Origin of the sequence: Dickeya oryzae (assembly GCF_009372235.1) — a bacterium.
Taxonomy (GTDB): Bacteria; Pseudomonadota; Gammaproteobacteria; order Enterobacterales; family Enterobacteriaceae; genus Dickeya; species Dickeya oryzae.
Map to the genome: position 1 here is coordinate 1 of NZ_SULL01000022.1, position 26,847 is coordinate 26,847.

At 54.9% G+C, this 26,847-nt stretch carries 25 protein-coding genes and 1 riboswitch; of the genes, 13 read left to right on the plus strand and 12 right to left on the minus strand.

Going from position 1 to position 26,847, the window contains the following annotated elements:
- The 10 genes from FAZ14_RS19675 to FAZ14_RS19720 form a co-directional block, all read left to right on the plus strand.
- Positions 1–159: EF-Tu C-terminal domain-related protein (locus FAZ14_RS19675; RefSeq protein WP_478210376.1), on the plus strand; the 159-nt coding region annotated here is incomplete at its 5' end.
- 233 nt (positions 160–392) lie between these two features.
- Positions 393–776 (plus strand): preprotein translocase subunit SecE, encoded by a 384-nt coding sequence (gene secE / locus FAZ14_RS19680; RefSeq protein WP_013315920.1) that lies wholly within the window; start codon positions 393–395, stop codon positions 774–776.
- Position 777: 1 nt separating this feature from the next.
- Entirely contained in the window at positions 778–1,323 is a 546-nt protein-coding gene (gene nusG / locus FAZ14_RS19685) for a transcription termination/antitermination protein NusG (RefSeq protein WP_012882959.1), read from the plus strand.
- Positions 1,324–1,471: 148 nt separating this feature from the next.
- Positions 1,472–1,900 carry a 50S ribosomal protein L11 gene (rplK, locus tag FAZ14_RS19690; protein WP_016943875.1) on the plus strand — a complete coding sequence of 143 codons (429 nt, stop codon included), beginning with the start codon at positions 1,472–1,474 and terminating at the stop codon, positions 1,898–1,900.
- A gap of 3 nt (positions 1,901–1,903) precedes the next feature.
- On the plus strand, positions 1,904–2,608 hold the full coding sequence (gene rplA, locus FAZ14_RS19695) for a 50S ribosomal protein L1 (protein WP_016943874.1): 705 nt from the start codon (positions 1,904–1,906) through the stop codon (positions 2,606–2,608).
- A 315-nt stretch (positions 2,609–2,923) separates the two neighbouring features.
- Positions 2,924–3,421: a 50S ribosomal protein L10 gene (gene rplJ, locus FAZ14_RS19700; RefSeq protein WP_012882962.1), complete on the plus strand. Its 498-nt coding sequence runs from the start codon at positions 2,924–2,926 to the stop codon at positions 3,419–3,421.
- Positions 3,422–3,487: 66 nt separating this feature from the next.
- A complete protein-coding gene (gene rplL / locus FAZ14_RS19705) occupies positions 3,488–3,856 on the plus strand; it encodes a 50S ribosomal protein L7/L12 (RefSeq protein ID WP_016943873.1) in 369 nt (122 codons plus the stop codon).
- Positions 3,857–4,180: 324 nt separating this feature from the next.
- On the plus strand, positions 4,181–8,209 hold the full coding sequence (rpoB, locus tag FAZ14_RS19710; protein ID WP_038903028.1) for a DNA-directed RNA polymerase subunit beta: 4,029 nt from the start codon (positions 4,181–4,183) through the stop codon (positions 8,207–8,209).
- Positions 8,210–8,316: 107 nt separating this feature from the next.
- Positions 8,317–12,540, plus strand: coding sequence for a DNA-directed RNA polymerase subunit beta' (rpoC, locus tag FAZ14_RS19715; protein WP_016943871.1), 4,224 nt, complete (start codon positions 8,317–8,319; stop codon positions 12,538–12,540).
- Positions 12,541–13,015: 475 nt separating this feature from the next.
- Positions 13,016–14,113: a DUF1176 domain-containing protein gene (locus tag FAZ14_RS19720; RefSeq protein ID WP_038906747.1), complete on the plus strand. Its 1,098-nt coding sequence runs from the start codon at positions 13,016–13,018 to the stop codon at positions 14,111–14,113.
- A 267-nt stretch (positions 14,114–14,380) separates the two neighbouring features.
- Here FAZ14_RS19720 and FAZ14_RS20510 read toward each other — a convergent pair whose 3' ends face one another.
- Together FAZ14_RS20510 and FAZ14_RS19730 are read right to left on the minus strand one after the other, a co-directional pair.
- The gene (locus FAZ14_RS20510; protein WP_153509073.1) at positions 14,381–14,563 is read right to left on the minus strand and encodes a YjiS-like domain-containing protein; all 183 of its coding nucleotides are present in this window, start codon (positions 14,561–14,563) and stop codon (positions 14,381–14,383) included.
- A 236-nt stretch (positions 14,564–14,799) separates the two neighbouring features.
- On the minus strand, positions 14,800–14,958 hold the full coding sequence (locus tag FAZ14_RS19730; RefSeq protein WP_080578358.1) for a DUF1127 domain-containing protein: 159 nt from the start codon (positions 14,956–14,958) through the stop codon (positions 14,800–14,802).
- A gap of 174 nt (positions 14,959–15,132) precedes the next feature.
- Here FAZ14_RS19730 and FAZ14_RS19735 point away from each other — a divergent pair, with 174 nt between their 5' ends.
- The gene (locus tag FAZ14_RS19735; RefSeq protein ID WP_153509074.1) at positions 15,133–16,569 is read left to right on the plus strand and encodes an aminotransferase-like domain-containing protein; all 1,437 of its coding nucleotides are present in this window, start codon (positions 15,133–15,135) and stop codon (positions 16,567–16,569) included.
- A gap of 11 nt (positions 16,570–16,580) precedes the next feature.
- Here FAZ14_RS19735 and FAZ14_RS19740 read toward each other — a convergent pair whose 3' ends face one another.
- From FAZ14_RS19740 to FAZ14_RS19750, 3 genes are read right to left on the minus strand one after another with little or no spacing between them, the layout of a single operon-like run.
- Positions 16,581–17,348 carry a molybdopterin-dependent oxidoreductase gene (locus FAZ14_RS19740; RefSeq protein ID WP_153509075.1) on the minus strand — a complete coding sequence of 256 codons (768 nt, stop codon included), beginning with the start codon at positions 17,346–17,348 and terminating at the stop codon, positions 16,581–16,583.
- Positions 17,341–17,943, minus strand: a complete 603-nt coding sequence (locus FAZ14_RS19745; protein WP_153509076.1) for a cytochrome b/b6 domain-containing protein — start codon at positions 17,941–17,943, stop codon at positions 17,341–17,343. Before FAZ14_RS19745 ends, FAZ14_RS19740 begins: the two co-directional genes overlap by 8 nt.
- A 12-nt stretch (positions 17,944–17,955) precedes the next feature.
- Positions 17,956–18,579: a hypothetical protein gene (locus FAZ14_RS19750; RefSeq protein ID WP_153509077.1), complete on the minus strand. Its 624-nt coding sequence runs from the start codon at positions 18,577–18,579 to the stop codon at positions 17,956–17,958.
- A gap of 149 nt (positions 18,580–18,728) precedes the next feature.
- Here FAZ14_RS19750 and FAZ14_RS19755 point away from each other — a divergent pair, with 149 nt between their 5' ends.
- Positions 18,729–19,400 (plus strand): heavy metal response regulator transcription factor, encoded by a 672-nt coding sequence (locus FAZ14_RS19755; protein ID WP_016943864.1) that lies wholly within the window; start codon positions 18,729–18,731, stop codon positions 19,398–19,400.
- Entirely contained in the window at positions 19,397–20,830 is a 1,434-nt protein-coding gene (locus FAZ14_RS19760; protein ID WP_153509078.1) for a heavy metal sensor histidine kinase, read from the plus strand. Before FAZ14_RS19755 ends, FAZ14_RS19760 begins: the two co-directional genes overlap by 4 nt.
- Before the next feature lie 46 nt (positions 20,831–20,876).
- Here FAZ14_RS19760 and thiH read toward each other — a convergent pair whose 3' ends face one another.
- The 7 genes from thiH to FAZ14_RS20410 form a co-directional block, all read right to left on the minus strand.
- On the minus strand, positions 20,877–22,022 hold the full coding sequence (thiH, locus tag FAZ14_RS19765) for a 2-iminoacetate synthase ThiH (protein ID WP_153509079.1): 1,146 nt from the start codon (positions 22,020–22,022) through the stop codon (positions 20,877–20,879).
- The gene (locus tag FAZ14_RS19770) at positions 22,022–22,801 is read right to left on the minus strand and encodes a thiazole synthase (RefSeq protein WP_153509080.1); all 780 of its coding nucleotides are present in this window, start codon (positions 22,799–22,801) and stop codon (positions 22,022–22,024) included. The genes thiH and FAZ14_RS19770 overlap by 1 nt, the downstream gene beginning before the upstream one ends.
- A gap of 1 nt (position 22,802) precedes the next feature.
- Positions 22,803–23,003, minus strand: coding sequence for a sulfur carrier protein ThiS (thiS, locus tag FAZ14_RS19775; RefSeq protein WP_016943860.1), 201 nt, complete (start codon positions 23,001–23,003; stop codon positions 22,803–22,805).
- The gene (locus tag FAZ14_RS19780; RefSeq protein WP_153509081.1) at positions 23,000–23,749 is read right to left on the minus strand and encodes a HesA/MoeB/ThiF family protein; all 750 of its coding nucleotides are present in this window, start codon (positions 23,747–23,749) and stop codon (positions 23,000–23,002) included. Before FAZ14_RS19780 ends, thiS begins: the two co-directional genes overlap by 4 nt.
- A 1-nt stretch (position 23,750) precedes the next feature.
- Positions 23,751–24,386 (minus strand): thiamine phosphate synthase, encoded by a 636-nt coding sequence (thiE, locus tag FAZ14_RS19785; protein WP_153509082.1) that lies wholly within the window; start codon positions 24,384–24,386, stop codon positions 23,751–23,753.
- The gene (gene thiC / locus FAZ14_RS19790) at positions 24,386–26,347 is read right to left on the minus strand and encodes a phosphomethylpyrimidine synthase ThiC (RefSeq protein ID WP_153509083.1); all 1,962 of its coding nucleotides are present in this window, start codon (positions 26,345–26,347) and stop codon (positions 24,386–24,388) included. Before thiC ends, thiE begins: the two co-directional genes overlap by 1 nt.
- 16 nt (positions 26,348–26,363) lie before the next feature.
- Complete coding sequence (locus FAZ14_RS20410) at positions 26,364–26,492, minus strand: hypothetical protein (protein ID WP_263009799.1); 129 nt, start codon at positions 26,490–26,492, stop codon at positions 26,364–26,366.
- Positions 26,485–26,600, minus strand: a riboswitch (TPP riboswitch). It overlaps the preceding gene by 8 nt.
- Positions 26,601–26,847: the final 247 nt, after the last annotated feature.

Consider the following 26,847-nt stretch of genomic DNA (forward strand, 5'->3'; position numbering starts at 1 on the left):
GAACTGCCGGAAGGCGTGGAAATGGTTATGCCTGGCGACAACATCAAGATGGTTGTAAACCTGATTGCTCCGATCGCGATGGACGACGGTCTGCGTTTCGCTATCCGTGAAGGTGGCCGTACTGTAGGCGCCGGCGTGGTTGCCAAAGTTATCGCTTAATTGCTGATAAAATTTGACGCAACATGCGGTAAAAGGGCATCATTTGATGCCCTTTTTCTACGCTGTCGTCGTAGAACCTATCTCATCAGCGATTGTGCAGTATAATCATTGGTGAGATGGGCTCTGTGTAAGCGGTGTGAGTCCCGGATAGCTTGAGGTTAGAACGCATCCGGTCTGGTTTGCCCTTACGGCAGGGCAAAATTATTTGTCTGAATCTAGTGACAGGTTGGTTTATGAGTGCGAATACCGAAGCTCAGGAGAGCGGGCGTGGTCTTGAGGCGCTGAAATGGCTGGTCGTTGCAGTATTACTGATCGCGGCAATTGTAGGTAACTATTACTACCGTGAATTCAGTTTGCCTTTGCGTGCGTTGGCTGTCGTTGTTTTAATTGCTGCTGCAGGCGGCGTGGCATTGCTGACGACAAAAGGCAAAGCAACGGTGTTGTTTGCACGTGAAGCCCGGACCGAAGTTCGCAAGGTGATCTGGCCGACCCGACAGGAAACGTTGCATACCACTCTGATCGTTGCTGCTGTAACTGCCGTTATGTCGCTGATTTTATGGGGACTGGATGGCATTCTGGTGCGTCTGGTATCGTTCATTACTGGCCTGAGGTTCTAAGATGTCTGAAGCTCCAAAGAAACGTTGGTACGTCGTTCAGGCGTTTTCTGGCTTTGAAGGTCGCGTAGCGCAGTCTTTGCGTGAGCATATCAAACTCCATAGCATGGAAGATCACTTTGGCGAAGTCATGGTACCGACTGAGGAAGTGGTTGAGATTCGTGGTGGCCAGCGTCGTAAGAGCGAACGTAAATTCTTCCCGGGCTATGTACTGGTGCAGATGGTGATGGACGATGCCAGCTGGCATTTAGTCCGCAGTGTGCCTCGTGTCATGGGATTCATCGGGGGGACCTCCGATCGCCCAGCACCGATCAGCGATAAAGAAGTCGACGCTATCATGAATCGTCTGCAACAGGTGGGCGACAAACCACGGCCGAAGACGTTGTTCGAGCCGGGCGAAATGGTACGTGTCAACGATGGCCCATTTGCCGATTTCAACGGTGTGGTGGAAGAAGTCGATTACGAGAAGAGTCGCCTGAAGGTTTCTGTATCTATCTTTGGTCGAGCAACCCCTGTTGAGCTGGATTTCAGCCAGGTGGAAAAAGGCTAATTATTGCCTGAATTCGATACTTGTATCCGGCGCGAAATTGACCTACAATTTCGCGCCTTTGTTTTATGCGTCTTTAAGACGTGTAACATGTTTATAAAACGCGGGGAGCTTCTTTGCGAAGCGCTATTACCCATTAGAGGAAAGTTAAATGGCCAAGAAAGTACAAGCCTATGTCAAGCTGCAGGTTGCAGCTGGTATGGCTAACCCGAGCCCGCCAGTCGGTCCGGCTCTGGGTCAGCAGGGTGTTAACATCATGGAATTCTGTAAGGCATTCAACGCCAAGACAGAAAGCCTGGAAAAGGGTCTGCCGATTCCGGTTGTTATCACTGTTTACGCCGACCGTTCCTTCACTTTCGTTACCAAAACTCCGCCGGCATCTGTACTGCTGAAAAAAGCAGCTGGCATTAAGTCTGGTTCCGGTAAGCCGAACAAAGACAAAGTAGGTAAAGTGACCCGTGCTCAGGTTCTGGAAATTGCTCAGACCAAAGCAGCGGACATGACGGGTGCCAGCGTGGAAGCCATGGCGCGTTCCATCGAAGGTACTGCTCGTTCCATGGGCCTGGTAGTGGAGGACTAAGAAATGGCTAAGCTGACCAAGCGCATGCGCGTGATCCGTGAAAAAGTTGATGTAACCAAACAGTATGACATCAACGAAGCCGTTGCCCTGCTCAAAGAGCTGGCCACTGCTAAATTTGTTGAAAGTGTTGACGTTGCCGTAAACCTGGGCATCGATGCACGTAAATCTGACCAGAACGTTCGTGGTGCAACTGTACTGCCGCACGGTACTGGCCGTACTGTTCGCGTTGCCGTATTTACCCAGGGTGCTAACGCTGAAGCGGCAAAAGCTGCTGGCGCTGACCTGGTTGGTATGGACGACCTGGCTGATCAGATCAAGAAAGGCGAGATGAACTTCGACGTTGTTATTGCTTCTCCAGATGCAATGCGCGTTGTTGGTCAACTGGGCCAGATCCTGGGGCCGCGTGGCCTGATGCCGAACCCGAAAGTGGGTACCGTAACACCGAACGTTGCTGAAGCAGTGAAAAACGCTAAAGCAGGTCAGGTCCGTTACCGTAACGACAAGAACGGTATCATCCACACCACCATCGGTAAGGTTGATTTCGACGCTGACAAACTGAAAGAAAACCTGGAATCTCTGCTGATTGCGCTGAAAAAAGCGAAACCGGCTCAGGCTAAAGGCGTGTACATCAAGAAAGTTAGCATCTCCACCACCATGGGTGCTGGTGTTGCCATCGATCAGAGCGGTCTGAACGCAGTCGCTAACTGATAGCTTTTGTTCCTCTTTACCCGGGCGAGGGATTTCTTTATAATCTTACGCCCGTTGTTCTGTAAATGAACAAGAGACGATTTTTTCGGTTGGAGCCTGGCCTATCCAGGCCTCCGTCCAAGACCGCAGGTGTTTCGTTAGAAACTTAATTTTCCTGCGTAGACGGTGACAGAGCCTAAAGAACATTTTTATTCTTTTTTAAAGAATAGTCCTGCTGGATTCTGCTCACCGTGTTTTAACGCCTGTCTACTAAGTTGGTGGCGGGTGAAGTGAGTTCCGGAAATTTTTTCCGGCTAAATCCAGGAGCAAAAGCTAATGGCATTAAATCTTCAAGACAAACAAGCGATTGTTGCTGAAGTCAGCGAAGTTGCCAAAGGCGCGCTGTCTGCGGTAGTTGCGGATTCCCGCGGCGTTACCGTAGATAAAATGACTGAACTGCGTAAAGCAGGTCGTGAAGCTGGCGTATACATGCGTGTTGTTCGTAACACCCTGCTGCGCCGCGTCGTTGAAGGCACTCAATTCGAATGCCTGAAAGACACGTTTGTTGGTCCGACCCTGATTGCATACTCGATGGAACACCCGGGCGCAGCTGCTCGTCTGTTCAAAGAGTTCGCGAAAGCGAATGCAAAATTTGAGGTCAAAGCGGCAGCCTTTGAAGGTGAGTTGATTCCGGCGGCTCAAATTGACCGTCTGGCTACTCTGCCGACTTACGAAGAAGCAATTGCACGCCTGATGGCGACCATGAAAGAAGCCTCTGCAGGCAAACTGGTCCGCACTCTGGCTGCTGTTCGCGATCAGAAAGAAGCCGCGTAATCGCGCTCTTCCTGTTATCGCATTTGCTAACGTATAAACTTTTTCTGATTGTTAGGAACAATTGTTATGTCTATCACTAAAGATCAAATCATTGAAGCAGTAGCCGCTATGTCTGTAATGGACGTTGTTGAGCTGATCTCTGCAATGGAAGAAAAATTCGGCGTTTCTGCTGCTGCCGCTGTTGCTGTAGCTGCTTCTGGCCCGGCTGAAGCTGCTGAAGAGAAAACTGAGTTCGACGTTATCCTGAAAGCTGTTGGCGCTAACAAAGTTGCTGTTATCAAAGCAGTACGTGGCGCAACTGGCCTGGGTCTGAAAGAAGCGAAAGACCTGGTTGAATCTGCTCCGGCTGCCCTGAAAGAAGGCGTGAGCAAAGATGACGCTGAAGCTCTGAAAAAATCTCTGGAAGAAGCTGGCGCTGAAGTTGAAGTTAAATAAGCCAACCCTTCCGGTTGCAGCCTGAGTCATCAGGCTGATGGCTGGTGACTTTTTGGTCACCAGCCTTTTTGCGCTGTAGGGTGCCGGTAGCGTTTCACACTGTTTGACTACCGGTTTCCCATCAATGCTTGTTTCTATCGACGACTTAATATACTGCGCCAGAGCAGTCTGTTCTGTGTAAAGCGCAATGAAATGGTTTAAGAGTGATAGAAACAGGTATTGCGGAATGTGTTCCATATTCCGATCGACATAAATGGTGTTGCATGAACCGTCCTTATCAGGGCGGACAAAGTGGGTCGACTTGTCAGCGAGCTGAGGAACCCTATGGTTTACTCCTATACCGAGAAAAAACGTATTCGTAAGGATTTTGGGAAACGTCCACAAGTTCTGGATATCCCATATCTCCTTTCTATCCAGCTTGACTCGTTCCAGAAGTTCATCGAGCAAGATCCGGAAGGTCAGTATGGTCTGGAAGCTGCATTCCGTTCCGTATTCCCTATCTCAAGTTACAGCGGCAGCTCTGAACTGCAATATGTCAGCTACCGTCTGGGTGAGCCGGTTTTTGACGTTCAGGAATGTCAAATCCGTGGCGTTACCTACTCCGCGCCGCTGCGCGTAAAACTGCGTCTGGTGATCTACGAGCGCGAAGCGCCGGAAGGCACCGTTAAAGACATCAAAGAACAAGAAGTGTACATGGGCGAAATCCCGCTCATGACCGACAACGGTACCTTTGTTATCAATGGTACTGAGCGCGTTATCGTTTCTCAGTTACATCGTAGTCCTGGCGTCTTCTTTGACAGCGATAAGGGTAAAACCCATTCTTCCGGTAAGGTGCTGTATAACGCACGTATTATTCCTTACCGTGGTTCCTGGCTGGACTTTGAATTCGACCCGAAAGACAACCTGTTTGTCCGTATCGACCGTCGCCGTAAACTGCCGGCTACCATCATTCTGCGCGCATTGAATTACTCCACCGAAGAAATTCTGGACCTGTTCTTCGATAAAGTGGTGTATGAAATCCACAACAATAAGTTGCAGATGGAACTGGTGCCGGAACGTCTGCGTGGCGAAACCGCCTCGTTCGACATCGAAGCCGACGGTAAAGTCTACGTTGAGAAAGGCCGCCGTATCACCGCGCGCCATATCCGTCAGTTGGAAAAAGACGGTATCGAACGTATCGAAGTACCGGTTGAATACATCGCAGGCAAAGTGCTGGCGAAAGACTATGTGGATGAAAGCACCGGTGAAGTGATCGCGATGGCGAACATGGAGCTGTCGCTGGATCTGCTGGCTAAACTGAGTCAGTCCGGTCACAAGCGTATTGAAACGCTGTTCACCAACGATCTGGATCACGGCCCGTACATGTCCGAGACCGTGCGTGTTGACCCAACCAACGATCGCCTGAGCGCGCTGGTTGAGATCTACCGCATGATGCGTCCTGGTGAGCCGCCGACACGTGAAGCTGCCGAAACGCTGTTCGAAAATCTGTTCTTCTCTGAAGATCGCTATGATCTGTCTGCGGTTGGCCGCATGAAGTTCAACCGCTCTTTGCTGCGTGAGGAAATCGAAGGTTCCGGTATCCTGAGCAAAGAAGACATTATCGATGTGATGAAAAAGCTCATCGATATTCGTAACGGTAAAGGCGAAGTCGACGATATCGACCATCTGGGCAACCGTCGTATCCGTTCTGTCGGTGAAATGGCGGAAAACCAATTCCGCGTTGGTCTGGTGCGTGTTGAGCGTGCGGTGAAAGAGCGTCTGTCCTTGGGCGACCTGGATACGCTGATGCCGCAGGACATGATCAATGCCAAACCGATTTCTGCAGCGGTGAAAGAGTTCTTCGGTTCCAGCCAGCTGTCCCAGTTTATGGACCAGAACAACCCGTTGTCTGAGATTACGCATAAACGCCGTATCTCCGCTCTCGGCCCTGGCGGTTTGACCCGTGAACGTGCTGGCTTCGAAGTGCGTGACGTACACCCGACTCACTACGGTCGTGTATGTCCTATCGAAACGCCGGAAGGTCCGAATATCGGTCTTATCAACTCGCTGTCCGTGTATGCACAGACTAACGAGTATGGTTTCCTGGAAACCCCGTACCGCCGTGTACGCGATGGCGTGGTCACTGACGAAATTCATTACCTGTCGGCGATCGAAGAAGGCAACTACGTTATTGCTCAGGCGAACACCAACCTGGATGACGAAGGCCACTTCATTGATGAACTGGTTACCTGCCGTAGCAAAGGCGAATCCAGCTTGTTCAGCCGTGATCAGGTTGACTACATGGACGTTTCCACCCAACAGGTGGTCTCCGTGGGTGCTTCACTGATCCCGTTCCTGGAACACGATGACGCCAACCGCGCCCTGATGGGTGCGAACATGCAACGTCAGGCGGTTCCGACCCTGCGTGCTGACAAGCCGCTGGTGGGTACTGGTATGGAACGTGCTGTTGCCGTTGACTCCGGTGTAACTGCGGTTGCTAAACGCGGTGGTACCGTGCAGTACGTCGATGCTTCTCGCATCGTTATCAAAGTTAACGAAGAAGAGATGTATCCGGGCGAAGCAGGTATCGATATCTACAACCTGACCAAATACACCCGTTCCAACCAGAACACCTGTATCAACCAGATGCCATGTGTGTCACTGGGTGAGCCGGTTGAACGTGGCGACGTGTTGGCTGATGGTCCGTCTACCGACCTCGGTGAACTGGCGCTGGGTCAGAACATGCGCGTAGCGTTCATGCCGTGGAACGGTTACAACTTCGAAGACTCCATCCTCGTTTCCGAGCGTGTAGTACAGGAAGACCGTTTTACCACTATCCACATTCAGGAACTGGCGTGTGTGTCCCGTGACACCAAGCTGGGGCCAGAAGAGATCACGGCTGATATCCCGAACGTGGGTGAAGCGGCGCTCTCCAAGCTGGATGAATCCGGTATCGTTTACATCGGTGCGGAAGTCACCGGCGGCGATATTCTGGTCGGTAAAGTGACGCCGAAAGGCGAAACTCAGCTGACGCCGGAAGAGAAACTGTTGCGCGCGATCTTCGGTGAGAAGGCGTCTGACGTAAAAGACTCTTCTCTGCGTGTGCCGAACGGCGTTTCCGGTACGGTTATCGACGTACAAGTCTTTACCCGCGATGGCGTGGAAAAAGACAAACGTGCGCTGGAAATCGAAGAAATGCAGCTCAAGCAGGCCAAGAAAGACCTGACTGAAGAACTGCAGATTCTGGAAGCCGGTCTGTTTGCCCGTATCCATGATGTGCTGGTTGCCGGTGGCGTTGAAGCCGACAAACTGGACAAGCTGCCGCGCGAGCGTTGGCTGGAACTGGGTCTGACCGACGAAGAGAAGCAGAATCAGCTGGAGCAGTTGGCTGAGCAGTACGACGAGCTGAAACACGAATTCGAGAAGAAACTCGAAGCCAAACGTCGCAAAATCACTCAGGGTGATGATCTGGCACCGGGTGTGCTGAAGATCGTTAAGGTGTATCTGGCGGTTAAACGTCAGATCCAGCCGGGTGACAAGATGGCAGGTCGTCACGGTAACAAGGGTGTTATCTCCAAGATCAACCCGATCGAAGATATGCCTTACGACGAGAACGGCACGCCGGTCGACATCGTACTGAACCCGCTGGGCGTACCATCACGTATGAACATCGGTCAGATTCTGGAAACCCACCTGGGTATGGCAGCGAAAGGCATCGGCGACAAGATCAACGCCATGCTCAAGCAGCATCAGGAAGTGGCCAAACTGCGTGAGTTCATCCAGCGCGCTTATGACCTGGGCAACGATGTACGCCAGAAAGTCGACCTGAACACCTTCAGCGATGAAGAAGTTCTGCGTCTGGCGGAGAATCTGAAGAAAGGTATGCCGATCGCCACGCCGGTGTTCGACGGTGCCAAGGAAAACGAGATCAAAGAGTTGCTGAAACTCGGTGATCTGCCGACTTCCGGTCAGATTACGTTGTTCGACGGCCGTACTGGCGAGCAGTTTGAGCGTCCGGTTACCGTGGGCTACATGTACATGCTGAAACTGAACCACTTGGTTGATGACAAGATGCATGCCCGTTCAACCGGCTCTTACAGCCTGGTTACCCAGCAGCCGTTGGGTGGTAAGGCGCAGTTCGGTGGTCAGCGCTTCGGTGAGATGGAAGTGTGGGCGCTGGAAGCTTACGGCGCAGCCTATACCCTGCAGGAAATGCTGACGGTGAAATCCGATGACGTGAACGGCCGTACCAAGATGTACAAAAACATCGTGGATGGCGATCACCGGATGGAGCCGGGTATGCCGGAGTCCTTCAACGTATTGTTGAAAGAAATCCGCTCCCTGGGTATCAACATCGAGCTGGAAGAAGAGTAATCCCAGCCCGATAGCGCTGCGAGCATTCGTTACAGGGGCACCTGAATCATGTTGTTAACAACATGGTTTAGGTGCCTGACAGGTCTAACTCCGACAGGAGCCAATCCGTGAAAGACTTATTAAAGTTTCTGAAAGCGCAAACTAAAACCGAAGAGTTTGATGCGATCAAAATTGCTCTGGCCTCGCCAGACATGATCCGTTCCTGGTCTTTTGGTGAAGTAAAAAAGCCAGAAACCATTAACTACCGTACGTTCAAACCAGAACGTGACGGTCTGTTCTGCGCCCGTATCTTTGGGCCGGTAAAAGACTATGAGTGCCTGTGCGGTAAGTACAAGCGCCTGAAACACCGTGGCGTGATTTGTGAGAAGTGCGGCGTTGAAGTGACCCAGACTAAAGTGCGTCGTGAGCGCATGGGCCACATCGAGCTGGCGTCTCCGACCGCTCACATCTGGTTTTTGAAATCGCTGCCGTCCCGTATCGGTCTGCTGCTGGATATGCCGCTGCGTGATATCGAACGTGTACTGTACTTCGAATCCTATGTGGTTATCGAAGGCGGGATGACCAATCTGGAACGCCGTCAGATCCTGACCGAAGAACAGTATCTGGATGCGCTGGAAGAGTTTGGTGACGAGTTCGACGCTAAGATGGGTGCCGAGGCTATCCAGGCTCTGCTGAAAAACATGGATCTGGAGCAGGAATGCGAACAGCTGCGTGAAGAGCTGAACGAAACCAACTCCGAGACCAAACGTAAGAAACTGACCAAACGCATCAAGCTGCTGGAAGCGTTCGTACAGTCTGGCAACAAGCCGGAGTGGATGATCCTGACCGTGCTGCCTGTGCTGCCGCCGGACCTGCGTCCGCTGGTACCGCTGGATGGCGGTCGTTTCGCGACTTCCGATCTGAACGATCTGTATCGCCGCGTGATCAACCGTAACAACCGTTTGAAACGTCTGTTGGATCTGGCTGCTCCTGATATCATCGTACGTAACGAAAAACGTATGTTGCAGGAAGCGGTGGATGCGCTGCTGGATAACGGCCGTCGCGGTCGTGCCATCACCGGTTCTAACAAACGTCCGCTGAAATCTTTGGCCGATATGATCAAAGGTAAGCAGGGTCGTTTCCGTCAGAACCTGCTCGGTAAGCGTGTGGACTACTCCGGTCGTTCTGTTATCACCGTAGGTCCGTACCTGCGTCTGCATCAGTGCGGTCTGCCGAAGAAAATGGCGCTGGAACTGTTCAAACCGTTCATCTACGGCAAGCTGGAACTGCGTGGTCTTGCTACCACCATCAAAGCTGCCAAGAAGATGGTAGAACGCGAAGAAGCGGTAGTCTGGGATATTCTGGATGAAGTTATCCGCGAACACCCGGTACTGCTGAACCGTGCGCCGACTCTGCACCGTTTGGGTATTCAGGCGTTTGAACCGGTTCTGATCGAAGGTAAAGCGATTCAGTTGCACCCATTGGTGTGTGCGGCCTATAACGCCGACTTCGACGGCGACCAGATGGCTGTTCACGTACCGCTGACGCTGGAAGCCCAGCTCGAAGCGCGTGCGCTGATGATGTCCACCAACAACATTCTGTCGCCAGCGAACGGCGAGCCGATCATCGTTCCGTCTCAGGACGTGGTATTGGGTCTGTACTACATGACCCGTGACTGTGTTAACGCCAAAGGCGAAGGCATGGTGCTGACTGGTCCGAAAGAAGCAGAACGTATTTATCGTGCAGGTCTGGCTTCACTGCATGCGCGTGTAAAAGTGCGTATTACTGAGCATCAGAAGAATGCACAGGGCGAGTGGACGCAGAAAACCAGCCTGATCGACACCACCGTAGGTCGTGCGATTCTGTGGATGATCGTGCCGAAAGGTCTGCCTTATTCCATCGTCAACCAGGCGTTGGGTAAGAAAGCAATCTCCAAGATGCTGAACACCTGCTACCGCGTGTTGGGTCTGAAACCGACGGTTATTTTCGCTGACCAGATCATGTACACCGGTTTTGCCTACGCGGCGCGTTCCGGTTCTTCCGTTGGTATCGACGATATGGTGATCCCAGCGAAGAAAGTGGAAATCATCAGCGAAGCAGAAGCCGAAGTTGCCGAGATTCAGGAGCAGTTCCAGTCCGGTCTGGTTACCGCGGGCGAACGCTACAACAAAGTTATCGACATTTGGGCTGCGGCGAATGAGCGCGTGGCCAAAGCGATGATGGAAAACCTCTCTACTGAAACCGTTATCAACCGTAACGGCGAAGAAGAGAAACAGGTGTCCTTCAACAGCATCTTTATGATGGCCGACTCCGGTGCGCGTGGTTCTGCGGCACAGATTCGTCAGCTGGCGGGGATGCGTGGTCTGATGGCGAAGCCGGATGGCTCCATCATCGAAACGCCAATCACCGCGAACTTCCGTGAAGGTCTGAACGTACTCCAGTACTTCATCTCCACGCACGGTGCGCGTAAAGGTCTGGCGGATACCGCACTGAAAACGGCGAACTCCGGTTACCTGACGCGTCGTCTGGTTGACGTAGCACAGGACCTGGTGGTGACCGAGGATGATTGCGGTACCCACGAAGGCATCATGATGACGCCGGTTATCGAAGGCGGCGACGTGAAAGAGCCGCTGCGTGAGCGCGTACTGGGCCGTGTGACGGCAGAAGACGTGCTGAAACCGGGCACTGCAGACATTCTGGTTCCGCGCAATACGCTGCTGAACGAGAAATGGTGTGACCTGCTGGAAGAAAACTCTGTTGATGCGTTGAAAGTACGCTCTGTTGTAGGTTGTGAAACCGACTTCGGCGTGTGTGCTAAGTGCTACGGTCGCGACCTGGCACGTGGCCATATCATCAACAAGGGTGAGGCTATCGGGGTTATCGCGGCACAGTCCATCGGTGAACCGGGTACCCAGCTGACGATGCGTACCTTCCACATCGGTGGTGCGGCATCGCGTGCGGCAGCAGAATCCAGCATTCAGGTGAAAAACAAAGGTAGCCTGAAACTGAGCAACGCCAAGTTCGTTATGAACAACGCTGGTAAGCTGGTTATCACCTCGCGTAACACCGAACTGAAGCTGATCGACGAATTCGGCCGTACCAAAGAAAGCTATAAAGTGCCTTACGGTGCGGTCATGGCGAAAGGGAACGGTGACGATGTCGCGGGCGGTGAAACTGTCGCGAACTGGGATCCGCATACCATGCCGGTTATTACCGAAGTGGGCGGTAGCATTCGCTTTACCGACATGATCGACGGCCAGACGATTACTCGTCAGACCGACGAGCTGACCGGTCTGTCTTCTATCGTGGTTCTGGACAGTGCAGAACGTACCGGTGGTGGTAAAGATCTGCGTCCGGCACTGAGAATCGTTGACGCTAACGGTAATGACGTACTGATTCCGGGCACCGACATGCCGGCACAGTACTTCCTGCCGGGTAAAGCGATTGTCCAGTTGGAAGACGGTACACAGATCGGCGCGGGTGATACCCTGGCGCGTATTCCGCAGGAATCCGGCGGTACCAAGGATATTACCGGTGGTCTGCCGCGCGTTGCTGACTTGTTTGAAGCACGTCGTCCGAAAGAGCCGGCAATCCTGGCGGAAGTCAGCGGTGTGGTATCCTTCGGTAAAGAAACCAAAGGCAAACGTCGTCTGGTGATTACGCCGGTTGATGGCAGCGAACCGTACGAAGAGATGATTCCGAAGTGGCGTCAGCTCAACGTGTTCGAAGGTGAACGTGTGGAACGTGGTGACGTGATCTCCGATGGTCCAGAGTCTCCGCACGATATCCTGCGTCTGCGTGGCGTACATGCGGTAACCCGTTACATCACCAACGAAGTGCAGGAAGTTTACCGACTGCAGGGCGTTAAGATTAACGATAAACACATCGAAGTTATCGTTCGTCAGATGCTGCGTAAAGGCACCATCGTCAATCCGGGTAGCTCTGAGTTCCTGGAAGGCGAGCAGGTGGAAATGTCGCGCATCAAGATCGCCAATCGTCAGTTGGAAGCGGACGGCAAGATTGCGGCAACGTATAGCCGTGACCTGCTGGGTATCACCAAGGCGTCTCTGGCTACCGAGTCCTTCATCTCCGCGGCATCGTTCCAGGAAACGACTCGCGTACTGACGGAAGCGGCGGTTGCAGGTAAACGTGATGAACTGCGTGGCCTGAAAGAAAACGTCATCGTGGGTCGACTGATCCCGGCCGGTACCGGTTATGCATACCATCAGGATCGTATGCGTCGCCGTCAGGCAGGCGAGCTGCCGGTTACACCGCAGGTGAGTGCTGAAGAAGCCTCTGCCAACCTGGCTGAGTTGCTGAACGCTGGTCTGGGTGGTAGCGACGACGAATAATCGTCACTTCCCCCGATAATAAAAAACCGTACCTTAGCGATAAGGTGCGGTTTTTTTTATATTCTTATTTCACACGGGAAGCTTTTATTCATGCCCGTGATTGTTTAACAATAGCCTGATGTGACATTCACCCTACGGGCCGTCACAGGCGACGTTAAAAAACGCTTTCAGCGTTGTGTGATTCGTTCCACCTGACGGTGGAACTCACCCTACGGGCCGTCACAGGTGACGTTAAAAAACGCTTTCAGCGTTTTGTGATTCGTTCCACCTGATGGCGGAACTCACCCTACGGGCCGTCACAAGTGACGTTAAAAAACGCTTTCAGCGTTTTGTGATTCGTTCCACCTGACGGCGGAACTCACCCTACGGGCCGTCACAGGCGACGTTAAAAAACGCTTTCAGCGTTTTTTTGGATGCGGGGAAAAGACATAATTGCGTTATAACATCAGCATGGCAGTTTCATAAGGAATGTCCGATGCGATTTAACACAGCGCTTTCAGGCATCATTCTGGTTTTGTTGTCCAGCAGTGCATTTAGCGCAGGCGAGATGCCTTCCGGTTATCCGACCCCGGTGCAGAAGGTATTTCGGCACTGGCAGATAACGTGCAACAACCTGAATGATTGCGATATCAGGAATAATGACCCGTATCTTCGCGTGACGCTAAAGCGTGAAGCTGGCGCTCAGGGCAAAATCTCATTGGACTTCGATCTGGCTGACAAGCGTCAGGCTTTGTATCTGGATGGCGTCCGTTTCCCTCTGACGCAGCCTGCCTGGCAGACTGATGAGGAAGAGGGAGCGTACTATGTCCATACCGAACAACTGGATGTGATTCAGCAGTTTGTTCTGGCCGCTAAAAACGCTAAGCGGTTGTCGTTGTCTGAACATGTCGGCAGTCAGAGTAATAATCAGGAAGAATCTATCTCGCTTAACGGTTTGAATGCGGCGTTATTACTGGCTGATGAACGACAAGGGCGTTTGAATAATCGCAGTGCGTTATTACAGGTCGGTACGGGTGATGTCTCGCTGGTTCCCCCGATACCGGTAGGGCAGGAAATTAGTCCAGCCTATACCCAACCTCCGCCACTGGCTAATGCCAAGGTGTTGATAAATGCAGTCATTAACGCCAAAAAGACGCTACTGGAAGAGGAAGACTGTGGGCTCAGTAAAGAGGCCCGCCAGCTCAGCGAGGCGGAACCGCTGACCAACGAACTGGCGCTGGTGATGCTCAATTGTGGTATGGGGGCCTATCAGTCCTCCAGCATGCTGTTTGTTACGCCACGCAATAACCCGCAAGCAGCGCAGTTGCTGGAGTTGCCTCGACCTATACGTACGGTGGAAAGCCGTGAAGAAAAAATCCGCTGGTTTACCGAAGTGGACTATGACCCGGAAAGCGGTATGTTGTATCACTCCGCGAAAGGGCGTGGTATCGCCGACTGCGGTGAAAGCGCACAGTGGGTGTTTGACGGTAAAACGTTCCAGCTTGTGGCTTACAACTATCAGCCTGAATGTAACGGTGGGCAGCCGGGAGACTGGCCGTCCGTGTGGGCGATGCCGGGCTACCCAACCGAGTAGCCCGACACGATGTTGACAGCCAGCGTGGTTTTCTCTCCCCCACGCTGGCCTGGAGGCGGCGGAACCGGTGGTTGACTCCGGTTCCGGCTGTATCAGCCCGTGCACTGTAGCAACCATCCGCCTGGCCTGGCGACGGGCTGTCTGGTGATGTGCGTGGTGGTACGCAAGCTATCGTTCTCTCTTTGTATCCATTACCTTTTTCTGCGCGTTGTCTCGCATCGTCTGCCTTATTGCAGTGTTGCTCCATTCTCTATCGTTTATTTTTGGCTACCAAAAATTGTCTACATCCCTGCGAGTTAGCCCGATGTCTTCCAGTTGATTGTTATCTAACCGGCGCAGTGCTTTTCTTGCTCGTCGCCGCTGCCGCCAGGCGTGCCAATGCTGGCGGGTATGGTGAAGAAGAACATGCAGGCTGAGACGGGTATGTGGGCGGCGTGGTGGCTGTGCCATAGAGCAATCTCCGATGAGCTGTGTCGGAAATCAGTGTGCCGCTGGGGAGTATTAGGATACAGATGCAGGAAATGACTATTCTGAAGATACAGAAGCGCGATTACGCGATCTGAATGACCTTTTTTATGGCGATCTGTACCTGTTCCTCTTTTCCACTTCGTGGTTTAAAGAAGACAGATACAGATAGCGTATTTGATGAAGAGGCGTATTGGCGTTTGACTTGCAGACTACTGGCACTAGAGATGGCGAATATCGTGTCGTGTCAGGCCGATGTCCCGCAGGCGACGATCATCCAGCTCATTGAGTATCTTGCGGGTTTGGTGTCGCTGGTACTGGTTTTGTACCAGGCGATACAGGCGCTGCAATAGAGAGCGAGGCGTCAGATGCTGTGTCATGGTTATTCTCCGTAAGCGATGGGAACATCATTATGGCAAGTGCATCTGTATGGTTTTATAGACAGAGCTCGGGTTTGTTTTTAATACAGATGTCGTCAAAGACGATCTGAATGGCGGTTTTGATGATTGTCTGTATGGTGATAGTGGGTACGGTATGAATAAGGGGAACGGGTGATGACGCGATATCAACTTTTGGCGACGTTACTGACACAGCGCATTGAACAAGGGCTGTATCAGAGTGGCGAGCGCTTGCCATCCGTTCGGGCGCTGAGCCAGGAGCATGGCGTCAGCATCAGTACCGTGCAGCAGGCGTATTATCTGCTGGAGCAACAGCAGTTAATTGTACCACTGCCCCGTTCCGGGTATTTCGTTCGTGCTGGAAAAAACCAACCGCCGATACCGGCGATGAGTAAACCGGTGCAGCGCCCGGTTGAGGTAAAAAAATGGGGCGCGGTACTGGAACTGGTCAATGCCAGACTGGACCCGGAGACAATCTCTTTAGGCAGTAGCGTACCCGATCTTACCCAGAGCACACTCAAACCGCTGTGGAAGCAGTTGCAACGTATCGGGCAGAAACAACTGGTCTCCTCCTTTACCTACGATAATCTGGCCGGGGTACCGGTGCTGCGGGAGCAAATCGCCCGACTCATGGTGGATAGTGGTTGTCAGCTATCGGCTGACGATATTGTGGTGACCACAGGATGCACTGAGGCGCTGGCGGTGGCGGTGAGGGCACTGGCGCATCCGGGGGATATCATCGCTGTGGAATCCCCGGTGTTTCACGGCATTTTGCAGATCTTGTGCGGGTTGGATATCAAGGTGATTGAGATCCCAACCGATTTCACGTCTGGTATCAATCTGGAAGCGCTGGAACTGGCGTTGGACCAGTGGCCAATCAAGGCCGTGATCACGGTACCGCATTGCAATAATCCGCTTGGATTCATCATGCCGTTACAACGCAAACGCGCGTTGCTGACGTTGGCGCAGCGCTACGATATCGCCATTATCGAGGATGATGTGTATGGCGAATTGGCTTACGAATACCCACGTCCGGCAACGCTGAAGTCGATGGATACTGAGGGGCGGGTCTTGTTGTGCAGTTCGTTTTCCAAGACGCTGGCACCGGGATTGCGTGTGGGTTGGCTGGCACCGGGGCGCTATCTCGACCGGGCTTTGCATATGAAATACACCAGCACCGGTTCTTCTGCGGTTTGTACGCAGCTGGCGGTAGCGGAGTTTATCCGGCAGGGACATTATCAGCCGCATGTAAGGCGTATGCGCGGTATTTACCAGCGTAATCTGGAGCGGTTCACCTGCTGGGTGCGTCGCTATTTCCCCGATACCATTTGCGTCAGTCGGCCACAGGGCGGCTTCGTCTTATGGGTGGAAATGCCCGAGTCATTTGATGGCGTACAGCTCAGTCAGACACTGCGCAAAGATAAGATCCATGTTGCTGGTGGGGCGTTGTTTTCCGCATCAGGCAAATACCGTCATGGCGTACGCTTGAGCTTCGCGATGCCGATGACACCCCACATCGAGCAGACGATAGCGACGATCGGAGCGGCGATCGAACAGACGCTGGTCAAGGGCGAAGGCGAGGCAACGGTGTAGCGGGCTATGATTCAAATGCCGCTAAACCAGTTATACCCCTGATCTTCCCAGTAGCCGCCGGGGTTGGTATCGCTGACGAACAGTGCGGCGATGTGTTTAGCGTTTTTGAAGCCAAGTTTGGTGGGAACGCGCAAACGTAGTGGGTAGCCGTAATCTGGCGGCAGCGTCTGATCGCCGAATTCCAGCGCCAGAATGGTTTGCGGATGCAGGGCTGTGGCCATATCGATGCTGGAATAGTAGCGGTCAGCGCATTTAAAGCCGACGTAACGGGCGTTCAGGTCAGCCCCGATATGTTGCAGAAACAGACGTAACGGGATGCCACGCCACTGGCCGATGGCGCTCCAGCCTTCAATACAGATAAGTCGCGTAATTTGTGTTTCCTGCGGTAGCTGGCGCAATTGTTCCAGCGTCCAGACGCCCTTTTTTTCGACCTTACCGCTGACCTCAAGGCGATAGCTGTCCAGATCGATATCCGGCACGTTGTATTCCGGGTAGAACGCGTTGAAGGGAAACGGCTGGGTGACCTGATCGGGTCGGTAGCTGGGAGCCAGACGCTGCCCACTGAATAACCAGGCTTGAACCCGATCGTTCCAGCGCGACATCGCCCACAAGACTTTATCGATGCTGTCACCATCTTGCATATTACAGCCCGTCAGCATCGCGACTGCGCCAAGCGTCAGCCCGGAGCGCAGCATCAGGCGGCGTTCGAGATTGACCAACTGCTTTTTCTGGCTCGGCTCCAGCATCAGCGTAGCGCGGCGCTGTGGTTTGTCACTCATGTTTGCCTCCGGTCAGCATGGCCCACAGGGTTCGCGGTACGATAAGTACCATCAGGACGTGGATGACCACGAATAGCGCAATGCCACTCATCGCCAGAAAGTGGACATAACGGGCGGTGGCGAAACCGCCCAACAGATTAGTGAGCCAGGACAACTGAACCGGCTTCCAGATTGCCAGCCCGGATAGCACCAGCAGTACGCCGAGCGCGATGACACCGAAATACATGAGTTTCTGGATGGCGTTGTACTGGTGGGACGTATGGCGTAAGCGCAGGGTGAGCGTCTGGTGAATGTCATGCCAGAGCGCTCTGAGACTGAGTGGCAACCAGCGCTGCCGCCAGTGGCCGCTGGCGAGACTCCACATCACGTACAGTAAGCCATTCGCCGCCCACAGCCACATCACCGCCAGATGCCAGCCAATCGCGCCGCCGAGCCAGCCGCCCAATGTCATCGTGGCTGGAAAATGAAAGTTGAATAACGGCGAGGCGTTATAAATTTCCCAGCCGCTCATGAACATGCCTGTCATAGCCAGCAGATTGAGCCAGTGGGCAAGCCTGACGGGCCAGGCGTGTATCGGGCGGCGGGATGGCGACATGGCGGACTCCGGTTACATGGGGGGGACGGTGCCGTCTTTACCGGCGGAAACCGCTACGGCAATGCGCTTGCCCTGATCGTCAAGCCGTGAGAACAGCACGATATGGGCGCCAGGTTTCAGCAGGCTACGATCACCGGGGGCGATGCTGACGATAGGCACGTCGTCCGGTACTACCACGGTTTTCTGCCCGCCGTTATAAGTCACGGTCAGTGTGCGGCCGTTGCTGTTAACCAGCTTGCCGACGGTGCCGTTGGTCATGGTGCCGCTTTTCCCGTCAGCGGATTCCCACGGGCGGAAACCTTCGCCGGTACCACGCAGGCTGGCATCGAAGACATGAACTTCCAGTGCTTTGAGCGTGCCATCAGGCTGAGGGATGGCCGCGGTGCCGATAAAACTATCGGGTTTGATATCACCCGGTTCGGCTTTGCTGATGCTCATCACGCGGGTGTCAGCGGTCAACGTGGCATCGACTTTCTGCCCTTTGCGGTCAGTCAGTTGCAACTGTGTGTCCGATACCGCCGTAATGGTGCCGCGGATGGGTGATGGTGGTTTGGCTGGCGCGTCGGCGGCGCTGGCCACGTGGCTACAAAGCAGTAAAGAAGAAAGCAACAGCCCGGCAAAACGATGTGTTGTCATGATGGATTTCCCCTGAGTTGGCGTGTGTCCATCATGGTGAGGCGTTCCGGTCGTCAGGATGACGATTTGATGACATTAATGTCATCAAGTCAGGGGGCTGGAGTTGCTATGATAACGCCCGGTTCCATCCGAAGGCGGGAGTAGAGACAATGCGTATTCTGGTGGTTGAAGACGATGGCAGTACCGGCGATTACCTGAAAAAAGGACTCACTGAAGCGGGTTATGCCGTTGATCTGGCACGTAACGGTACCGACGGGTTATTTAATGCGCTTGAGCACAGTTACGACGTCATCATTCTGGATGTAATGTTGCCGGGGCTTAATGGTTGGCAAATTATTGAGATGCTGCGTAAAAAAAGTGATGTACCGGTGCTGTTTCTGACGGCGCGCGACCAGTTACACGACCGTATTCACGGGTTGGAACTGGGGGCCGACGACTACCTGATCAAACCGTTTTCGTTTACCGAGTTGGTGTTGCGTATTCGCACGTTGCTGCGCCGGGGTGTGGTACGTGAAGCCGATCACTACGCTGTGGCGGACTTACGCCTCGACGTATTGCGGCGTAAGGCTACCCGGCAAGAGGTGGTGATCCCGCTTACCAATAAAGAGTTTATGCTGCTGCACCTGCTGGTGCGGCGCGAAGGTGAGGTGCTCTCGCGTACCTTGATTGCTTCGCAGGTCTGGGACATGAATTTTGATAGTGATACCAACGTGGTGGATGTGGCCGTGAAACGCTTGCGCGCCAAGATAGACAAACCGTTCGATATCAAGCTTATTCACACGGTGCGTGGTATTGGCTATGTCTGCGAGCCGCGTTCATGAACCACTGGCTTCAGCGCTGGCGCGCTATCTCCTTGAAGACCCGTTGCAGCTTGCTGTTTGCGTTAGTTGCCGCGCTGGTGGTCAGCCTGGCGGGCAGCTATTTGTATAGTGCGCTGTGGCAGGAAATGTACCGGCGTAGTGATTTGCAGGTCACCGGGCGCGTTGACTATTACCGCCACCTGTTGGGGAAGAATTTTACGCTGCCGGTGTTGACCAGTAATACCGGCCTGTTTGAGAACATGCTGGGGAGTGAGCAGGATGTATTACTGTTTTCACTACCGGGGCAAAAGCCGCTTATCAGCGTTAATCCGGCGCATATTTCACTGCCGCCATTAACGCCGGTGGCGGAGAGCTCGCCGTTGCGGGTTTCCAGCGTACAGGGTGGTGTTACCGCTGATGGCGTGCCGATGCGAGCGATAGCCGCCCAGGTTCGGCTCAATGACGGGCAATTGCTGCAGATTGCCGCCGCCCATGTGATGCTCAATGAGCAACGCATGCTGGAACATTACCTCTGGCGGGTGGTGGGGGCGGTGGTAGCCGCGTTCATATTGATAGCGGCGTTGGGATATCTGGTTTTGCGCCGTGGTCTCTCGCCGTTATGGCGCATGGCGGCGCAGGCGTCGGCGATTGCGCCGAACACCTTATCCACCCGTGTCAGCGATGCCGATGCCCCGCAGGAAGTGCGGCAATTGATTCGTGCTTTTAACGCCATGTTGGATCGTCTCAACGAGGGTTATCAGCGATTAACCCAATTTTCTGCCGACCTGGCGCATGAGATTCGCACGCCGATTGGTGCGCTGATGGGGCATTGTCAGGTCGCGCTGTATCAGCCACGCAGTGTGGAAGAGTATGAAACGCTACTGTCGGACAATATTGCCGAGCTGGAGCGTCTGTCGCGGATGGTAGAAAACATCCTGTTTCTGGCCCGCGCCAGCCATGAGCAACCGGTACTTAACCGGGTGTCGGTTGACGTGGAGGCCGAGCTGCGCCGGGTGGCGGATTACTTTGATATGCTGGCGGATGAGCGTGGTATCGAACTGCGTTATGAAGGCCAGGCGGCACTGGCGGTCGATGCGCTCTTGTTCCAACGTGCGCTGAGTAATCTGGTTGCCAACGCGGTACGGTATGCGCATGCGGATAGCCCGATAACGTTGAGTGCGAGCGCATCGCCTGAAGGGGTTGTGATTGCGGTGACCAACCTCGGCCCTTTATTGCCGTCGGAGCAGCTGGAGCGACTGTTTGACCGATTTTATCGTGTGGATGCGACCCGCAGCGCGAGTAGTGACTCCAGTGGTTTGGGGTTGTCTATCGTTCGGGCCATCATGACCTTGCATGGCGGCGAGGTGATCGCCCGATGCTATCCTGTTAATCAAACCACCGGGCGGATCTGTTTTAGCCTGATCTTCCCGGCGGTTGATCGCATCGCCTAGATCGTGAGGAATGGATCGCCGATGTCGCGGCGATCCTGGCGCGACGTCACTCAATCGCCGTTCTTCCCAGATAACCATCCCAGTCTTTCCATACCGGCTGCAACCCAGCCTGCGCCAGCGCATCCGCCACGTCTTGCGGGCGGCGATTGTCGTGCGGGGTGAATTGCTCCAGCTCTGGGTGATCGTCGGCGTAGCCGCCCGGTTGGGTTTTGGAAAACGCACTGACGTTGTTGATGGCAATCGGGATCATATGGTCGCGGAAGAACGGTGACTCACGGGTAGAGAGCGACAGTTCCACATCGGGTGCCAGCAGCCGGAAAGCGCAGATAACCTGCATCAGCTGTGCCTCATCCATCAACGAGGCGGGTTCAATGCCGCCAGCACAAGGGCGCAGGCGTGGGAACGACACCGAGTAGCGGCTTTGCCAGTAGGTTTGCTGTAAATACAGCAGGTGCTCGGCCACCATATAGCAGTCGGTGCGCCAGCTGTCCGACAGTCCAATGAGCGCCCCCAGCCCGATCTTGTCGATGCCGGCTCGTCCCAGCCTGTCTGGTGTTGCCAGCCGCCAGGCGAAGTCTTGCTTGTGGCCGCGCAGGTGGTGGTGGGCATAGGTTCTGGCGTGATAGGTTTCCTGATACACCATTACCCCATCCAACCCGAGGGTTTTCAGCTCGGCGTAATCTTCCTGCGATAGCGGCTGCACTTCCATCATCAGTGAACTGAATTGCGGGCGAATTAACGGCAGCATCTGGCGAAAATAATCCATTCCCACTTTGCGCTGGTGTTCACCGGTCACCAGCAGCAGGTGGTCGAACCCCAGCGCCTTGATGGCCTCGCACTCACGCTGGATTTCCTGCTCATTGAGTGTCTTGCGTTTGAGGTGGTTACTCATGGAGAAACCACAATAGGTGCAGTCGTTGGCGCACAGGTTGGAAAGGTACAGCGGCACATAGAAACTGACGGTGTTGCCAAAACGCTGGCGCGTCAGTTGTTGCGCCCGCTGGGCCAGTGGTTCCAGCCAGCGACTGGCAGCAGGCGACAGCAATGCCATCATATCGTCGCGCGTGAGTCGATCAGCGCACAGCGCCCGCTCTACGTCGGCGTCGGTTTTGCTGTTGATGCGCAGGGTCAGGTCATGCCATTCCAGCTGTTGCCAGCGGTGTTCAAACGACGGTTGAGCGTGAGTGTCCATTACTCGGTGGCCTCCGTCTGGCGTAGAAAACCGGTCAGCGGGCTGGTGGCGCTGGCGAGGTGCTGACGGCTGCCCAGACCAGCCTGACGGGCGAGCGCCCCGGCGTCCACCGCCAGTCGGAACGCGTGCGCCATCTGCACCGGGTCACGTGCCACGGCGATGGCGGTATTAACCAGTACCGCATCGGCACCGAGTTCGATGGCTTCTGCCGCATGACTGGGAGCACCGATGCCAGCATCCACCACCACCGGTACCCGCGCCTGTTCGACGATAATGTGCAGAAAGTCGCGTGTTTGCAGCCCTTGATTGGAACCGATAGGTGCGCCGAGCGGCATCACCGCGGCACAACCGACGTCTTCCAGACGCTTGCATAACACCGGGTCGGCACCGCAGTAGGGCAGTACCACAAAGCCGTCTTTCACCAGTTGTTCCGCGGCTTTCAGCGTTTCCACCGGGTCCGGCAACAGGTATTTCATGTCCGGGTGGATTTCCAGCTTCACCCAGTGTGTGCCCAGCGCTTCACGCGCCAGTCGGGCGGCGAATACCGCTTCTTCAGCGGTTTTGGCTCCCGAGGTATTGGGCAGCAGGTGTACGCCCAGTTCACGCAGCGGGGCCAGAATGGCATCGCTGCCGCCTTTCAAATCCACCCGTTTCATTGCCAGCGTGACCAGTTGCGAGCCGCTGGCGCGCAGCGCATCCTGCATCAGTTGTGCACCGGCAAACTTTCCGGTGCCGGTTAATAACCGGGAAGTAAACGTTGTATCTGCAATCTTCAGCATCTCAACCTCCTGCGATTGCCTGAAACAATAAAATGTCATCACCATCCCGTACGGCAGAATGTGCCCAGGCATCACGCGGGATGATGGTGTGATTGATGGCCAGCGCCGTGCCAGGCTGTAACCGGTCCAACTGCTCAAGCAGTTGCGTGACGGTCAACTCACTGTGCAGTTCGATAACTTCATCGTTGAGCCGGATCTTCATGCCTGCCCCCCACATACCGGACATGTCGCTGATCGTGCCAGTTGCAGCGTGGTCCATTGCTGCTGGCGTGCATCGAACAGACGTAATTTGCCGTCCAGTGGTGAGGGTAATCCGCATAGCAATTTGAGCGCTTCCAGTGCCTGCAAAGTGCCCATCACACCGACCACCGGGCCAAGTACACCGGCGGTGCGGCAGTTGCGTTGGGGTTCCGTCGTATCCGGGTAGAGACAGGCGTAGCAGCCGTGCGGATAAGGGGGTGTCAGTACCAGCAACTGGCCGCTGAATCCTACCGCGCTGGCGCTGATCAGCGGTTTTTGTGCCGCGACGCAGGCGGCATTAACCGCATGACGGGTAGTCATGTTGTCGCAGCAGTCCAGCACCAGATCGACCTGCTCCACTGCTGTTGCCAGCGACTCACCTTCAAGTCGGGTGATCAGCGCGACGGTTTGCACCAGTGGGTTGATGGCTTCCAGCGCGTGGCGGGCCAGCACGGCTTTAGGGTGTGACAGGTCTGCGTTACGGTAGAGAATCTGCCGTTGCAGATTAGAGAGGTGTAGGGTGTCGTGGTCCGCCAGCAGCAGGGTGCCAACCCCCGCGGCCGCCAGATAGAGTGCTGCCGGTGAGCCCAGTCCACCCAGCCCAACCAGCAACACGCGGGAGGCTGCCAGTTTCTGTTGCCCTTCCTGGCCGATATCCTCCAGCAACAGCTGGCGGCTGTAGCGCATAAATGCCTGATCATCGAGCATGTTACGCCTCCCGTCCTTCGATCAATTGCAGCAACGTCGCGGTCGCGGCGCGCCAGTCAGCGGCCTGAGTGATGGCGCTGACCACAGCGATGCTACCGACTCCGGTTTCCAGCACGGCGGGTACCCGGTCAATGCTGATACCGCCGATGGCCACGGTAGGAAAGCGCCCGTTCAACGCGCGAATATGACGGGCCAACTCCACCAGACCTTGCGGTGCCGATGGCATGGCTTTGGTTTGGGTCGGGAAAATATGGCCCAGTGCGATGTAGGATGGCGACAGGGCGACGGCGCGTGCCAGCTCAGCATCGTCATGGGTAGAGACACCCAGTCGTAACCCGGCGGCATGGATTGCCGCCAGATCGGCCGTATCAAGATCCTCCTGACCCAGGTGTACGCCGTATGCCTGATGCCTGACGGCCAGTTGCCAGTAATCGTTGATGAACAGCCGGGCCTGATACTGACGGCCAAGCGCAATCGCCCGGATGATGTCCGGCTCGGCCTGCTCCGCTGGCTGGTCTTTGATGCGTAGCTGGATGGTACGAACCCCCGCGTCCAGCAGGCGTTCAATCCATACCACGCTATCGACCACCGGATAAAGCCCCAGTCGGGCATCAGTGGTGGGAAACGCGCGGGTCATTAGCGTTCCTCCTGCGGCAGGCTGGTCGCGGTGTGATACAGCTCGCTACCGCGAGCGCGGAATTCGGCGGACATGTTTGCCATGCCGACGTCGATCGGTTGCGCTTCCTGACGGGCGGCGTAGTCGCGTACTTCCTGTGTAATCTTCATCGAGCAGAATTTTGGCCCGCACATCGAGCAGAAATGCGCGACTTTGCCAGATTCCTGCGGCAGGGTTTCATCGTGGTAGGCGCGAGCGGTTTCCGGGTCCAGCGCCAGATTGAACTGGTCTTCCCAGCGGAATTCAAAGCGTGCCTTGGACATGGCGTTGTCGCGGATCTGCGCGCCGGGGTGCCCTTTCGCCAGGTCGGCGGCGTGAGCCGCGATCTTATAGGCGATAAGCCCCTGTTTAACGTCGTTCTTGTTCGGTAACCCCAGGTGTTCTTTCGGGGTGACGTAGCACAGCATGGCGCAGCCGAACCAGCCGATCATCGCCGCGCCGATGCCTGACGTGAAGTGGTCATAGCCCGGCGCGATATCCGTGGTGAGCGGGCCCAGCGTGTAGAACGGTGCTTCATGGCAGTGTTCCAGCTCTTCGGTCATGTTGCGGCGGATCATCTGCATCGGGACATGACCGGGGCCTTCGATCATCACTTGCACATCGTATTCCCAGGCGACCTTAGTCAGCTCGCCCAGCGTGTGCAGTTCGGCGAACTGCGCTTCGTCATTGGCGTCCTGAATTGAGCCGGGGCGCAGGCCATCGCCCAATGACAGGGCGACGTCATAGGCGCTACAGATTTCGCAGATTTCACGGAAATGCTGGTAGAGGAAGTTTTCCTGATGGTGCGACAGGCACCATTTCGCCATGATGGAGCCGCCGCGTGACACAATGCCCGTCAGGCGTTTGGCGGTCATCGGGACATAGCGCAACAACACTCCAGCATGAATGGTGAAATAATCCACCCCCTGTTCCGCCTGTTCCAGCAAGGTGTCGCGGAACAGTTCCCAGGTGAGGTTTTCCGCGATGCCGTTGACCTTTTCCAGCGCCTGATAGATAGGCACGGTGCCGATCGGCACCGGGCTGTTGCGCAGGATCCACTCGCGGGTTTCATGAATATAACGCCCGGTGGATAAGTCCATTACGGTATCCGCACCCCAGCGGGTGGCCCACACCAGTTTCTCGACTTCTTCCTCAATCGAAGAGGTCACCGCAGAGTTGCCGATATTGGCATTCACCTTCACCAGAAAATTACGGCCGATGACCATCGGTTCCGATTCCGGGTGATTAATGTTGGCGGGGATAATCGCCCGCCCGGCCGCGACTTCCTGACGCACGAATTCCGGTGTGATGTCGTCCGGCAGCAACGCGCCAAAACTGTGGCCCGGATGCTGTTGGCGCAGAACCGCGCCGCGAATACGCTCACGTCCCATATTTTCACGGATGGCGATAAATTCCATCTCTGGCGTGATGATCCCCTGACGGGCGTAATGCAACTGGGTGACGCGACGTCCCGCTTTGGCACGTCTGGGGTGCGGCAGGTGTTCAAAACGCAGGTGGTCAAGACCACTATCCGCCAGCCGTTGTTGGGTAAAACCGGAGCTGACGTGCGATAAGGTTTCCGTGTCGTCGCGTTCGGCAATCCAGTCGGCCCGCAGTTTGCCAAGCCCACGGTGGACATCTGGGGTGATGGCAGGGTCGCCGTAGGGACCGGCGGTATCATAAACCGGCACCGCTTCGTTAGGTTCATAGCGTGGATTGTCGCGGCTACCGCCCACCAGCGTTGGGCTTAGCTGAATTTCCCGCATGGGTACGCGAATATCCGGACGTGAGCCGGTCAAATAAATCCGCTGTGAGTTTGGGAAGGTTGAGCCGCGCAGCGTATCGATAAACTGCTGCGCCGCAGCACGTTGTTCACGACGACCGGACGGTGTTTTTTCTCCAGAAGCCGTCAGCTCCGTGGGCAGTTTGGATTCGGTAGACATAGCAAGTTCCTGTTCATTAAATGGGAAGATTGCTTGTCTGGAGTTCGGAGGGAGTAATCGCCGGATGCTGGCTGGCAACGGCAGAGGGCGTGTTGCCCTGACTGTTGCGCCCGTTCCCCTGAATGGTGTTGGGGGGCGATATCATTACTCTTGTTCCCTTCGCAGGTATTAACCTGATCAGGTTCCGCGGATCCCGAATTAACGGTCTCAGCCCACGCGCCATCAGGCGTGTTGGGCACTCCGACAAGATAGGGCCCCTTGCGGGGCGTAACACTCGTGGTCAATTAAAACGATTAACCACTGCAAAACTACAGCTACTTTATGCGCTGTGCTGCGGTGGCGTCAATGAACGAATGTCCGCCGTGTCTGGTATTCCTCTGGGGATGTGCATTGCCAAGGCTTCACCCGCGCCGGATAATGCCTGACGGAATGTCGTCATGTTGACAAGGTCGATGAAAACACCAACGGTCTGCCTGACAGACCAGCCTGATAATAAGCGG